Source organism: Mesorhizobium sp. B2-3-2 (assembly GCF_006442295.1).
Lineage (GTDB): Bacteria > Pseudomonadota > Alphaproteobacteria > Rhizobiales > Rhizobiaceae > Mesorhizobium.
Map to the genome: position 1 here is coordinate 59,184 of NZ_VFWA01000019.1, position 13,348 is coordinate 72,531.

Genomic DNA, 13,348 nt, shown 5'->3' on the forward strand with positions numbered 1-13,348 from the left:
TCAGTCCTTCAACAGGTCAAGGGGTGGAATGCGGGCCACGAGGCCGCGCTTGAGGGAATCGGGCCGGCCACGCCAGGGGATAAGGCCGTCGGTCGAAGTGGCGAAGAGTTTCGCGCCGGTGACGAGGTCGGCGCCGCTGGCGATGTTCAGGTCGCCGAAGACATAACTCCAGCAGCCGTCGCGAAGGATCGCCGCACTGAGGCGGCGCTTGCAGTTGCCGAGGCATTCGACGGTGCGGACGCGGATGTTTTCGGCCGAGGCGGCTTGGCGCGTGTCTTGAGCCAAAGCTTCGCCGGCGCGGGGATGGGCGTCGGAACCGGTCTCGTCGCGGCAGGAAGCGCAGACGATAACAGTGACGCCGGCCAGGGCGTCGCTTTCGCCAGACAAAATGTCCGCTGTTTCAGCCGGGAAACTGCTGTCGCGTTCCAAATCGGGCTCCTTGCCCGGAAAACCCGCCGGGCGATCGGATTCTTATGTCTCAGACGGCAGGTCTCCTGGCTCGCGGGTCATCGCCTTCGTGCCGCCTTCCCGGGACCGTCCCAGTGGTTTTCGGCCTTGGCTCGTCGCTTACAGTTGCGGGGACAGCCGCGGATTTGAAATCGAGATTTCGCACCGCATTCCCTCTTGGCTCCTCCCTTTGCCGAGAGGAGACCGTCTGGATGGGATTTAGGCTCTTGCAGGCGGCGGTGTCAACGCGCGTCTACGACACGGCAATGTCGGCGAGCGGCTGCCCAAGGTCGCCGGCGGGCGTAACCTCAATCCGTTCGAGGCCGAGCCAGCCCTGCATCTGCGCCAATTCCTGGAAGAGTTGCGCGGCGGTTTCAGGCGGCGCGCTGGGCTCGGCATAGGCCGCGTGGACGCGTAGCACGCCGGCCGGCCGGTCGGCCTTGAGGTCGACGCGCGCGACGATCCTGTCGCCGAGCAGGAAGGGCAGGACGTAATAGCCGTATTGCCGCTTTTCGGCAGGGGTGTAGATTTCTATGCGGTAGTGGAAATCGAACAGCCGCTCCGTGCGCGAGCGCTCGAAGACGACCGGATCGAACGGCGCCAGCAGGGCCCGGGCCTCGATCCTGCGGGGAATGCGGGCCTCCTTGTGGAGGTAAGCCGGTTTGTTCCAACCCTCGACACGCACCGGCACCAACTCGCCTGTTTCAACCAGTTCCTCCAGCCGGCCCTTCATGTCGGCCGGCGACAGGCGGAAATAGTCGCGCAGGTCGCTTGCTGTCGCGACGCCATGGGCGCGGGCGGAGATCCGCAGCAATTCCCGATGCGCGTCCTCCGCTGATGGCACCGGCAGATCGAGGATTGCCTGCGGCAGCACGCGCTCGGGCAGATCATAGAAGCGTTCGAAGCCACGGCGGTGTGCGGTGGTGATGCGTCCTGCCCAGAACAGCCATTCGAAGGCATGCTTGGCGTGGCTCCAGCCCCACCAGCCGCCGGATCCTTTCTGGCCTTCGAGCGCGGACGCAGCTATCGGACCGCGCTCCGCGACCTCGCGGTAGATCTCTTCTATATAGGCGGCGTGCTCGCGCCCCCATTTGGCCAGTCCCAGGTACATTTCATCGCCGCGCTCGGCGCGCTGCATGCGCCAACGCATCAACGGATAGGTCTCGACCGGCAGGAACGAGGCCTCGTGGGCCCAGTACTCGAACACCGTGCGCTTGCGCGTGACGGCGGCGTTGTCGAGCAAGGTGAACGGGTAGGGGCCAAGGCGCGAATAGAGCGGCATATAATGAGCGCGCACCACAGCGCTGACGGAATCGATCTGCAGCAGGCCGGTACGCGAGAGCACACGGGCGAAGTGGCGTCGGTCGGGCGTGCCGGCGGGGCGGGGATCAGTGAACCCTTGGGCGGCGAGCGCGATGCGCCGGGCCATGGCGAGCGAGATCTTTTCCTTCATTCGGATGCGACTCTGAGGCTTGTTGAACGTCGTTCGGACAGTGATTCCAGCGATGCTAGCAGGGTTTTGGCGGCAACTCTGTCAGGAGAGAAAAGTGGAGTGAAAAGAGAAGGAAATCAAACAGGAGCGGATCGGACCAGTTTCTTCCCTTATGCCGTCCAGGCCGGTGTTTTGAACAAGGTTTGACTTGCTTCGCCGGAAGCCCTGCGCTAACCCTCGCCGCGTTGCAGCAAAGGCCCCTTAAAACGGTTCAGCGGTTAAACTGTCACGCTTCCGCAATAGGGTCTGGTGCTGTAATCAAAATGGATTGGCGCCAACGGAAAGCCGCAGCATGAACGCACTTCTCAGTTCGTACCTGCCCATCGTCCTGTTTATTGCAGTGGCGGCGGCTGTCGGCGTTGCGCTTATCGTGGCGCCGTTCCTGGTGGCCTATCGCAATCCCGACCCGGAAAAGCTTTCCGCCTACGAATGCGGGTTCAACTCGTTCGATGACGCCCGCATGAAGTTCGACATCCGCTTCTACCTGGTGTCGATCCTGTTCATCATCTTCGACCTGGAAGTGGCCTTCCTGTTTCCGTGGGCGGTGTCTTTCTCGAAAATCGGCATGCTCGGTTTCTGGTCGATGATGGTGTTTTTGGCGGTGCTGACCATCGGCTTTGCCTATGAATGGAAAAAAGGAGCGCTCGAATGGGATTGAGCGACAGTTCCGGCACGCTCGTCGCGCCGAAGCCCAAGGGTCTGATCGATCCCAATACCGGCAGGCCGGTTGGGTCCGATGATCCGTTCTTCCTCGAGATCAACGACGAACTCGCCGACAAGGGCTTTCTCGTCACCTCGACCGAAGCGCTGATCACCTGGGCGCGCAGCGGCTCGCTGATGTTCATGACCTTCGGCCTCGCCTGCTGCGCCGTCGAGATGATCCACACCTCGATGCCGCGCTACGATTCGGAGCGGTTCGGTGTTGCTCCTCGCGCGTCTCCGCGCCAGTCCGACATCATGATCGTTGCCGGCACGCTGACCAACAAGATGGCTCCGGCGCTGCGCAAGGTCTACGACCAGATGCCGGAGCCGCGCTACGTCATCTCGATGGGCTCCTGCGCCAATGGCGGCGGCTATTACCACTATTCCTATTCGGTGGTGCGCGGCTGCGACCGCATCGTGCCGGTCGACATCTATGTGCCCGGCTGCCCGCCGAGCGCCGAAGCGCTGCTCTATGGCATTCTTCTGCTCCAGAAGAAGATCCGCCGCACCGGCACGATCGAACGGTAAATCCATGGCCGCATCCCTGAGCGAACTGTCGACCTATCTCGGCGAAAAACTGATTGGCCGCGTCAATGAAGCGGTGTTCGCCTATGGCGAACTCACCATCCATGTCGAACCGCGCGATCTGATCGAAGTGGTGACTTTCCTGCGTGACGATCCGCGCTGCCAGTTCATCTCGGTCATCGATGTCTGCGGCGCCGACTATCCGTCGCGGGCCAAGCGTTTCGACGTCGTCTATCACCTTTTGTCGCCGAAGCAGAACGTGCGTATCCGCATCAAGGTGCAGGCCGACGAGGAGACGATGGTGCCGTCGATCACCGGCGTCTATCCCGGCGCCGACTGGTTCGAGCGCGAGACCTACGATCTCTATGGAGTGCTGTTTTCGGGCCACCCCGATCTGCGGCGCATCCTCACCGATTACGGTTTCGACGGTCACCCGCTGCGCAAGGATTTCCCGCTGACCGGCTTCGTCGAGGTGCGCTACGACGACGAAGCCAAACGCGTCATCTACGAGCCGGTGGAACTGAAGCAGGAATTCCGCAATTTCGATTTTCTGTCCCCATGGGAAGGCACCGATTACGTGCTGCCAGGGGATGAGAAGGCGAAACAGTGACTAGGAAGTAGTCAGTAGTCAGTAGGAGAAGAATTGGAGCAACGGATCGAATCCTATCGGGACTTGAAAGTGTGGCAATCGGCGATGAAGCTTGCTGAAGACTGTTACCGGCACACCAAGGAATTTCCGAAGGAAGAGATCTACGGCATGACCTCTCAGATGCGCAGATCGGCGGTTTCGATCGCAGCAAATGTCGCAGAGGGATACGGTCGGGAAAACAGAGGGTCGTTCGTTCAATTTTTGCGCATGGCGCAAGGCTCGTTGAAGGAACTGGAAACACACATACTGTTGGCTTGCCGGGTCGGCTTGCTGCGAAAAGACAATGAGATTGAACTGCTGCTGCGATGCGAAGAGATTGGAAAAATGACGAGATCTCTTATCCGAACAGTGCAGGCCAAGCAGGCGGAATGAAGCAGGCATTGAGATTGATGATCACTACTCACTACTCACTACTGACTCTTCGCCAGAGGCGCCAGAATGGCTGAAACCTCCGTCCGCAATTTTAACATCAACTTCGGACCTCAACATCCTGCTGCGCATGGTGTTTTGAGGTTGGTTCTGGAGTTGGACGGCGAGGTCGTCGATCGCGTCGATCCGCATATCGGGCTCTTGCATCGCGGCACCGAAAAGCTGATCGAGCACAAAACCTATCTGCAGGCAGTGCCTTATCTCGACCGGCTCGATTATTGCGCGCCGATGAACCAGGAGCATGCCTTCGCACTGGCCGCCGAGCGCCTGCTCGGCATCGAGGTGCCGAAGCGCGGCCAGTTGATCCGCGTGCTCTACTGCGAGATCGGCCGCATCATGTCGCACATCCTCAACGTGACGACGCAGGCGCTCGACGTCGGCGCGCTGACGCCGCCTCTGTGGGGCTTCGTCGAGCGCGAAAAGCTGATGGTGTTCTACGAGCGCGCCTCGGGTTCGCGCATGCATGCCGCCTATTTCCGTCCGGGCGGCGTTCATCAGGACCTGCCGCAGAAGTTGCTCGAGGACATCGGCAAGTGGATCGACCCGTTCCTGAAGTCGATCGACGACCTCGATCAGCTGCTGACCGGCAATCGCATCTTCAAGCAGCGCAATGTCGATATCGGCACGGTTTCGCTGGCCGACGCCTGGGCCTGGGGCTTTTCCGGCGTCATGGTGCGCGGCTCGGGCGCTGCCTGGGACCTGCGCAGATCGCAGCCCTATGAATGCTATTCGGAGCTCGATTTCGATATTCCGATCGGCAAGAACGGCGACTGTTTCGACCGCTACCTCGTGCGCATGGAAGAGATGCGCCAGTCGGCGAAGATCATGCGCCAGTGCATCGATCTCTTGCTCGGCAAGGAAAGCACCGGGCCGGTATCGAACCTCGACGGCAAGGTCGTGCCGCCGAAGCGCCAGGCGATGAAGCGCTCGATGGAAGCGCTGATCCATCATTTCAAGCTCTACACCGAGGGCTACCGCGTGCCGGCCGGTGAGGTCTATGCGGCGGTCGAGGCGCCCAAGGGCGAGTTCGGCGTCTATCTGGTCTCCGACGGCACCAACAAGCCTTATCGCTGCAAGCTGCGCGCGCCCGGTTTCGCGCATCTCCAGGCCATGGATTTTCTATGCCGCGGTCACATGCTGGCCGACGTCACCGCCGTCCTCGGCTCCCTCGACATCGTGTTTGGTGAGGTCGATCGCTAAATGTCAGTCCGTCGTCTCGCAGAAGCCAGCGTCCAACCAGCATCCTTCGCCTTCAACCGGGCGAACGCGGCCGCGGCCAAGCAATGGATCAAGAAGTACCCGAAGGGCCGGGAACAGTCTGCGATCATTCCACTGCTGATGCTGGCGCAGGAGCAGGAAGGCTGGGTCACCAAGGCGGCGATCGAGACAATTTCGGACATGCTCGGCATGCCGCGCATCCGCGGGCTCGAGGTCGCGACCTTCTACACGCAGTACCAGCTGAATCCTGTCGGTACGCGGGCGCACATCCAGGTTTGCGGCACCACGCCCTGCATGCTGCGCGGCTCGGAAGCGCTGATGGACGTGTGCCGCTCCAAGATCCACCATGACCAGTTCCACACCAACGACAAGGGGACGCTGTCGTGGGAAGAGGTCGAATGCCTCGGCGCCTGCGTCAACGCGCCGATGGTCATGATCTTCAAGGACACGTTTGAAGACCTGACGCCGGAACGGTTGGCCGAAATCATAGATCTCTACGATGCGGGCAAGGGCGCCTCGGTGACGCCGGGGCCGCAGAACGGCCGCACCGGCTCGGAGCCGGCCACCGGCCTCACGACGCTGAAAAGCGAGAAGGCGATCCTCAAGTCGACCCGTGACAAGGACGCCATCGAGGCCGCCAAGGCCGCCAAGGCGGCACCCGACGCGATCATCGCGGCGCCGGTGCCAACGCCGGCCGCCACCCCTGTCGCGCCGTCCAATGCCAGCAAGCCGAAAACCGACGCGGCTGAAACCAGCCCGGCGCTGAAAACGCCGTCGCCGGCCAAGGTCGCGTCGGCAACGGAAAAAGCGGCGAGCGTCGCAGCCCCCCGCCACTCGGCGACGAACGCCAACAAGGCGGCGCCCGAGGTTGAGAAAGTTTCGAAGCCGCGCAGCGGCCCCCTGAACAAGGCTGAGCCGGCTTCCGCGTTCAAGTCGCCGGAAACCAAGATTCCTGCCAAAACGGCCAAGCCTTCGTTGGAAGACAAGAACCGGCCGGCCGGCATCGCCAGGCCGGCGCTGGTCGACGATCTCAAGCTGATCTCCGGCGTCGGCCCGAGGACCGAGGGCATCCTGCATTCGCTCGGCATCTTCTCCTTCGCCCAGGTTGCGTCTTGGAAGAAGGCCGAACGGGAGTGGGTGGACAGCTATCTCTCCTTCCGCGGCCGCATCGAGCGAGACGACTGGGTCAAGCAGGCCAAGGCGCTCGCCAAGGGCGGTGTCGCCGAATATATCCGCGTCTTCGGCAAGAAGCCGGTCTGAGGGACGAACAATGCTTCAGGACAAAGACCGCATCTTCACCAATATTTACGGCCTCTTCGACAAGTCGTTGGCCGGCGCAATGGCGCGAGGCGCCTGGGATAACACGCCCGGCATCGTCGCCAAGGGGCGCGAGTGGATCGTCAACGAGATGAAGGCGTCGGGCCTGCGCGGCCGCGGCGGCGCCGGTTTCCCGACCGGCCTGAAATGGTCGTTCATGCCCAAGCAGAGCGACGGCCGGCCGAGCTATCTCGTCATCAATGCCGACGAATCCGAGCCCGGTACCTGCAAGGACCGCGACATTCTGCGCAACGATCCGCACACGCTGGTCGAAGGCGCCTTGCTCGCCGGCTTCGCCATGGGCGCGGTCGCGGCCTACATCTATGTGCGCGGCGAGTTCATCCGCGAGCGCGAGGCGCTGCAGCGTGCCATCGACGAGGCCTATGAGGCCAAGCTGATCGGCAAAGGCAACACTTCAGGCTACGATTTCGACGTCTATATGCATCATGGCGCCGGGGCTTATATCTGCGGCGAGGAGACGGCGCTGCTCGAAAGCCTCGAGGGAAAGAAGGGCCAGCCCAGGCTGAAGCCCCCATTTCCGGCCAATGTCGGCCTCTATGGCTGCCCGACCACGGTCAACAACGTCGAATCGATCGCGGTGGCGCCGACGATCCTGCGCCGTGGTGCGGCCTGGTTCTCGTCCTTCGGCCGGCCCAACAATGTCGGCACCAAGCTGTTCTGCGTCTCGGGCCACGTCAACAATCCGTGCACCGTCGAAGAGGCGATGTCGATCCCCTTCCGCGAGCTGATCGAGACGCATTGCGGCGGCATCCGTGGCGGCTGGGACAATCTCCTCGCCGTCATTCCTGGCGGCGCCTCGGTGCCGCTGGTGCCGGCCGAGCAGATCATCGATACGCCGATGGATTTCGACGCGCTGCGCGACCTCAAATCCGGCCTCGGCACGGCGGCCGTCATCGTCATGGACAAGTCGACCGATGTCGTGAAAGCCATCGCGCGGCTGTCCTACTTCTACAAGCATGAGAGCTGCGGCCAATGCACGCCGTGCCGTGAAGGCACCGGCTGGATGTGGCGGGTGATGGAGCGGCTGGTGCGCGGCGAGGCGCAGAAGCGCGAGATCGACATGCTGCTCGACGTGACCAAGCAGGTCGAAGGCCACACGATCTGCGCGCTGGGCGACGCGGCCGCTTGGCCGATCCAGGGCCTGATGCGGCACTTCCGCGGCGAGGTGGAGCGGCGCATCGACGAGTTTTCGCGCAACGCGCACCGGGCCGAGCCGGTGCTGGTGGCGGCGGAATAGAGAAGCATTGAATGGGCGAAAGCCCGGAGCGAGAAGAACGGGGCGGGGCGAACGAAGAAACGACCAGGAGAATTCTATGGCGCCGTATTCGACACCCCACCCGTTGATGCCCAATTTGGACCAGATCGAGAAGATGAACCAGGACCTGACCAGGATGATGCCGAAGGAGATGGCCGGCGCCGTCAACCTTCTGGCGCACCCTGTCGCGGGGGCGGCGGCGATGTCGGCTCTGGGACTTGGGCTCGCCAACCACGCGTTCGGCGTCTGGTTGGGTGCGCTGTCGGGCGCAGCCGAGGCGTCGCAACGCCTCATGCAGCCGCTCATCGAGGATTTCGAGGCGCGCGTCGAACAATTCGAGGATGCGAGCCTTTCGTCCACCAGAGCGCGGGCGACGGCCAAGACCCTGATCGCCGAGGCGCAGTCCTTCGCGCAGGAAGTCACCGACATTGCCGCCAGGGAGGCCGCCACCATTGTGCCGGCAGCACAGGCCGGGCGGTCAGCAGACGAGCTTCCGGATGTGCTGCTGCCGGAGGATTTCAGGCAGCCCAAGGCTGTGGACAGGCCGGCGAAGCCTTCGGATCTCAAGAAGATATCGGGCATCGGCCCGAAGCTGGAGACGGTGCTCAACGGGCTCGGCATCTGGACGTTCCGCCAGATCGCAGACTGGTCGCCCGAAGAGATCGCCTGGGTCGACGACTACCTGTCGTTCAACGGCCGCATCGTGCGTGACGACTGGATTGCCCAAGCGGCTGTGCTGGCCGCGAAGAAGTGAATGAAATGCCGGGCGCCGCGTCTTTCGCGCCCGGAAAATGAGATTGCGGGAAATCCGCAGAGGTTTGAGGCGAATGGCAAAGCTCAAGGTCGACGGGAAAGAGATCACTGTACCCGACCATTACACGCTGCTTCAGGCGGCAGAGGACGCGGGCGCGGAAGTGCCGCGCTTCTGCTTCCACGAGCGGTTGTCGATCGCCGGCAATTGCCGCATGTGCCTGATTGAGGTGAAGGGCGGGCCGCCCAAGCCGCAAGCATCCTGCGCCATGGGCGTGCGCGACCTGCGCCCCGGTCCGAACGGCGAAGCGCCGGAAATCTTCACCAACACCCCGATGGTCAAGAAGGCCAGGGAAGGCGTGATGGAATTCCTGCTGATCAACCATCCGCTGGATTGCCCGATCTGCGACCAGGGCGGCGAATGCGACCTGCAGGACCAGGCGATGGCCTTCGGCGTCGATTCCTCGCGCTATCACGAGAACAAGCGCGCGGTCGAAGACAAGTATATCGGCCCGCTGGTCAAGACGGTGATGAACCGCTGCATCCACTGCACGCGCTGCGTTCGCTTCACCACCGAGGTTGCCGGCATTTCCGAACTCGGCCTGATCGGCCGCGGCGAGGATGCCGAGATCACCACCTATCTCGAGCAGGCGATGACCTCGGAGCTGCAGGGCAACGTCATCGACCTATGCCCCGTCGGCGCGCTGACCTCCAAGCCTTTCGCCTTCCAGGCACGGCCGTGGGAGCTGACCAAGACCGAATCCATCGACGTCATGGATGCGGTCGGCTCGGCGATCCGCGTCGACAGCCGCGGCCGCGAGGTGATGCGCATCCTGCCGCGCGTCAACGAGGCGGTGAACGAGGAATGGATCTCCGACAAAACCCGTTTCATCTGGGACGGCCTGCGCACGCAGCGCCTCGACCGGCCTTATGTGCGCAAGGACGGCAAGCTGGCCCCGGCGAGCTGGGCCGAGGCCTTCGCGGCAATCAAGGACGCCGTGTCGAAGACTACGCCCGAGAAGATCGGCGCCATAGCGGGCGATCTTGCCGCGGTCGAGGAAATCTACGCGCTGAAGCTCCTGATGGCCGCACTCGGTTCGAAGAACATGGATTGCCGCCAGGACGGCGCCGCGCTCGACCCGTCGCTTGGCCGGGCAAGCTACATTTTCAACCCCACCATCGAAGGCATCGAACAGGCGGACGCGGTGCTGATCATCGGCGCCAATCCACGCTTCGAAGCCTCGGTGCTCAACGCCCGCATCCGCAAACGCTGGCGGGTCAGCAATCTGCCGGTCGGCGTCATCGGCGATGTCGGGGATACACGCTATGACTATGAACTGCTGGGTGCAGGACCGGAATCGCTCAAGGATCTGGCCGACGGCAATGGCAAGTTCTTCCAGGTGCTGAAGAAAGCCGCGCATCCGCTCATCATCGTCGGCCAGGGCGCGCTGGCGCGCCCTGATGGCGCGGCCGTGCTCGGCCAGGCAGCGAAGCTCGCCATGGCCGTGAACGCCGCGCGCGCGGACTGGAACGGCTTTGCCGTGCTGCACAATGCGGCTGGACGCGTCGGCGGCCTCGACCTTGGCTTCGTGCCGCGCGAGGGCGGCAGGAACGTCGCCGGCATGCTGGGCGAGACGGACGTGCTGTTCCTGCTCGGCGCCGACGAGATCGACATGGCAAAGACCGGCGGCGCTTTCGTCGTCTATGTCGGCACCCATGGCGACGCCGGCGCGCACCGCGCCAACGTCATCCTGCCGGGCGCCGCCTATACCGAGAAATCGGGCACTTACGTCAACACGGAAGGGCGCGTGCAGCAGACCAACCGCGCCGGCTTCGCGCCAGGCGACGCGCGCGAGGATTGGGCCATCGTCAGGGCATTGTCGGATGTACTGGGCAAGAAGTTGCCGTTCGATTCGCTGCCGCAGCTACGCGCTAAACTCTACGGCGAATACCCGCATCTTGCCCGCATCGACCAGGTTGCTACGGGCAATGCCGAGGATATCGCCAATGTGGCGAAGCTCGGCGGACGGCTAAACAAGGGCACGTTCACGTCGCCGGTCCAGGACTTCTACCTGACCAACCCGATCGCGCGGGCCTCTGCCGTGATGGCGGAATGCTCTGCGCTGGCCAAGAGCGGCTTCAAGCAGGCGGCGGAATAAGCATGGACACCTTCTTCTCCTTTTACGTGCTGCCGGCGCTGATCATCGTGTTGAAGTCGGTCGTGCTGATCGTCGTGCTTCTGATCGCCGTCGCCTATCTGCTCTATGCCGACCGCAAGATCTGGGCGGCGGTGCAACTTCGCCGCGGTCCGAACGTCGTCGGCCCCTGGGGCACGCTGCAGGCCTTTGCCGATCTGTTGAAGTTCGTCTTCAAGGAGCCGGTGATCCCGTCCGGCGCCAACAAGGGCGTGTTCCTTTTGGCGCCCCTGGTATCGGCGGTTCTGGCGATCTCGGCCTGGGCGGTCATTCCGGTCAGCCAGGGCTGGGCCGTCGCCAACGTCAATGTCGGTATCCTCTATGTCTTCGCCATCTCCTCGCTCGAGGTCTATGGCGTGATCATGGGCGGCTGGGCGTCCAATTCGAAATATCCGTTCCTCGGGGCGCTGCGTTCGGCCGCGCAGATGGTATCCTACGAGGTCTCGATCGGCTTCGTCATCGTCACCGTGCTGCTTTGCGTCGGCTCGCTCAACCTGTCCGACATCGTGCTGTCGCAGCAGGATGGGCTCGGCACCAAGCTCGGCCTGCCCAACACCTTCCTCGACTGGCACTGGTTGTCGCTGTTGCCGATGTTCGTCATCTTCTTCATCTCGGCCTTGGCCGAGACGAATCGCCCGCCTTTCGACCTCGTCGAAGCCGAATCGGAACTCGTCGCCGGCCACATGGTCGAATATTCGTCGACGCCGTTCCTGCTGTTCTTCCTCGGCGAATATGTCGCCGTCGTGCTGATGTGCGCGCTGGCCACCATCCTGTTCCTCGGAGGCTGGCTGCCGCCGTTCGACTTCGCGCCCTTCACCTGGGTGCCGGGGGTGATCTGGTTCGTGCTCAAGATCTGCCTGATGTTCTTCATGTTCTCCATGGTGAAGGCATTCGTGCCGCGTTACCGCTACGACCAACTGATGCGGCTTGGCTGGAAGGTGTTCCTGCCGATCTCGCTGTTCATGGTGGTGCTGACCGCCGCCTTCCTCAAGATCACGGGGTTTGCGTGATGTCCGCTCTGTCCCAGGCCGCCAAATCGCTGCTGCTGAAGGATTTCGTCGGCGCCTTCTTCTTGTCGATGCGCCAGTTCTTCGCGCCGAAGGAGACGATCAACTATCCGCACGAGAAAGGACCGGTGAGCCCGCGCTTCCGCGGCGAGCATGCACTGCGCCGTTATCCCAATGGCGAGGAACGCTGCATCGCCTGCAAATTGTGCGAGGCGATCTGCCCGGCGCAGGCCATCACCATCGAGGCCGGCCCGCGCCGCAATGACGGCACGCGCCGCACGGTGCGCTACGACATCGACATGGTGAAATGCATCTATTGCGGTTTTTGCCAGGAAGCCTGCCCGGTCGACGCCATCGTCGAGGGGCCGAATTTCGAATTCGCGACCGAAACGCGCGAGGAACTCTACTACGACAAGGACAGGCTGCTGGCGAATGGCGACCGGTGGGAGCGCGAACTGGCGCGCAACATCTCGCTGGACGCACCGTACCGCTGATATCGCATGGACAGGGGCGAGGGCCCTTGTCCGGGGATGACCCGAAGCATTTCAGGCAAAGTCATCCCTCAGGACTTCAGAGTTGCCCATGTTTCTTTGCGCCGGGTCTTTCAACCCGGTTGGAACATGGGCTAGGACAACGCGGCTTCGCACCGGAGGCGGAACGAAGCCACAGACAACAAACAGGACGAACGTCCTGTTTGGACAGGAACCCGGGGGAACCCCAATGCTGAGTGGACTAGAGGCGGCCTTTTTCTACCTCTTCGCCTTTGTCGCCGTGGCGTCGGCGTTCATGGTGATTTCGTCGCGCAACCCCGTGCATTCGGTGCTGTTCCTGATCCTGACCTTCTTCAACGCCGCTGGCCTGTTCATGCTGACAGGCGCCGAGTTCCTGGCGATGATCCTGCTCGTCGTCTATGTCGGCGCTGTCATGGTGCTGTTCCTGTTCGTCGTCATGATGCTCGACGTCGATTTCGCCGAGATGAAGGAAGGCGCCCTGCAATATGCGCCGATCGGCGCGCTGGTCGGACTGATCCTGGCGGCGGAACTGATCGTGGTGCTCGGCGGCTATACATTCGCGCCGCAGCTCGCCTCGACGGTATCGAAGCCGATTCCCGATCTCGCGGCGCGCTCGAATACGGCAGCGCTCGGCGACATCCTCTATACGGACTACCTCTACTACTTCCAGATCTCGGGCCTCGTGCTGCTGGTGGCCATGATCGGCGCCATCGTTTTGACGCTGCGTCACAAGGAAGGGGTCAAGCGGCAGTCGATCGCGGCCCAGGTCGCCCGCACTGCGGCGACGGGCATGGAAATCCGCAAGGTCAAGTCGGGCGAAGGAGTCTGA

General features: G+C 62.7%; 14 protein-coding genes and 1 riboswitch. Of the genes, 12 read left to right on the forward strand and 2 right to left on the reverse strand.

The window, feature by feature from the left end; genetic code table 11:
• Window positions 1-429: a DUF1636 family protein gene (locus FJ964_RS27700; protein WP_140553619.1), complete on the reverse strand. Its 429-nt coding sequence runs from the start codon at window positions 427-429 to the stop codon at window positions 1-3.
• A 37-nt stretch (window positions 430-466) separates the two neighbouring features.
• A riboswitch (cobalamin riboswitch) is annotated at window positions 467-671 on the reverse strand.
• A 29-nt stretch (window positions 672-700) separates the two neighbouring features.
• A complete protein-coding gene (locus FJ964_RS27705) occupies window positions 701-1,900 on the reverse strand; it encodes a winged helix-turn-helix domain-containing protein (RefSeq protein WP_140553621.1) in 1,200 nt (399 codons plus the stop codon).
• A 331-nt stretch (window positions 1,901-2,231) separates the two neighbouring features.
• Here FJ964_RS27705 and FJ964_RS27710 point away from each other — a divergent pair, with 331 nt between their 5' ends.
• The 12 genes from FJ964_RS27710 (at window position 2,232) to FJ964_RS27765 (ending at window position 13,348) form a co-directional block, all read left to right on the forward strand.
• Window positions 2,232-2,597 (forward strand): NADH-quinone oxidoreductase subunit A, encoded by a 366-nt coding sequence (locus tag FJ964_RS27710; protein ID WP_140495575.1) that lies wholly within the window; start codon window positions 2,232-2,234, stop codon window positions 2,595-2,597.
• A complete protein-coding gene (locus FJ964_RS27715; RefSeq protein ID WP_140553622.1) occupies window positions 2,588-3,169 on the forward strand; it encodes an NADH-quinone oxidoreductase subunit B in 582 nt (193 codons plus the stop codon). The genes FJ964_RS27710 and FJ964_RS27715 overlap by 10 nt, the downstream gene beginning before the upstream one ends.
• 4 nt (window positions 3,170-3,173) lie before the next feature.
• Window positions 3,174-3,776 (forward strand): NADH-quinone oxidoreductase subunit C, encoded by a 603-nt coding sequence (locus FJ964_RS27720; RefSeq protein WP_140495577.1) that lies wholly within the window; start codon window positions 3,174-3,176, stop codon window positions 3,774-3,776.
• Between the two features lie 33 nt (window positions 3,777-3,809).
• Window positions 3,810-4,187: a four helix bundle protein gene (locus FJ964_RS27725; RefSeq protein ID WP_140553624.1), complete on the forward strand. Its 378-nt coding sequence runs from the start codon at window positions 3,810-3,812 to the stop codon at window positions 4,185-4,187.
• 66 nt (window positions 4,188-4,253) lie between these two features.
• Window positions 4,254-5,444: an NADH-quinone oxidoreductase subunit D gene (locus FJ964_RS27730; protein WP_140553626.1), complete on the forward strand. Its 1,191-nt coding sequence runs from the start codon at window positions 4,254-4,256 to the stop codon at window positions 5,442-5,444.
• Window positions 5,445-6,722: an NADH-quinone oxidoreductase subunit E gene (locus FJ964_RS27735; protein ID WP_140553627.1), complete on the forward strand. Its 1,278-nt coding sequence runs from the start codon at window positions 5,445-5,447 to the stop codon at window positions 6,720-6,722. It abuts the gene before it with no gap.
• A 10-nt stretch (window positions 6,723-6,732) separates the two neighbouring features.
• On the forward strand, window positions 6,733-8,037 hold the full coding sequence (gene nuoF / locus FJ964_RS27740; RefSeq protein WP_140521143.1) for an NADH-quinone oxidoreductase subunit NuoF: 1,305 nt from the start codon (window positions 6,733-6,735) through the stop codon (window positions 8,035-8,037).
• Window positions 8,038-8,113: 76 nt separating this feature from the next.
• Entirely contained in the window at window positions 8,114-8,809 is a 696-nt protein-coding gene (locus tag FJ964_RS27745; protein WP_140553629.1) for an NADH-ubiquinone dehydrogenase, read from the forward strand.
• A 73-nt stretch (window positions 8,810-8,882) separates the two neighbouring features.
• A complete protein-coding gene (gene nuoG, locus FJ964_RS27750; protein WP_140553631.1) occupies window positions 8,883-10,964 on the forward strand; it encodes an NADH-quinone oxidoreductase subunit NuoG in 2,082 nt (693 codons plus the stop codon).
• A 2-nt stretch (window positions 10,965-10,966) separates the two neighbouring features.
• Entirely contained in the window at window positions 10,967-12,010 is a 1,044-nt protein-coding gene (gene nuoH / locus FJ964_RS27755) for an NADH-quinone oxidoreductase subunit NuoH (RefSeq protein WP_140553632.1), read from the forward strand.
• Window positions 12,010-12,501 (forward strand): NADH-quinone oxidoreductase subunit NuoI, encoded by a 492-nt coding sequence (gene nuoI / locus FJ964_RS27760; protein ID WP_140553634.1) that lies wholly within the window; start codon window positions 12,010-12,012, stop codon window positions 12,499-12,501. Before nuoH ends, nuoI begins: the two co-directional genes overlap by 1 nt.
• Window positions 12,502-12,727: 226 nt before the next feature.
• Window positions 12,728-13,348 carry an NADH-quinone oxidoreductase subunit J gene (locus FJ964_RS27765; RefSeq protein WP_140495585.1) on the forward strand — a complete coding sequence of 207 codons (621 nt, stop codon included), beginning with the start codon at window positions 12,728-12,730 and terminating at the stop codon, window positions 13,346-13,348.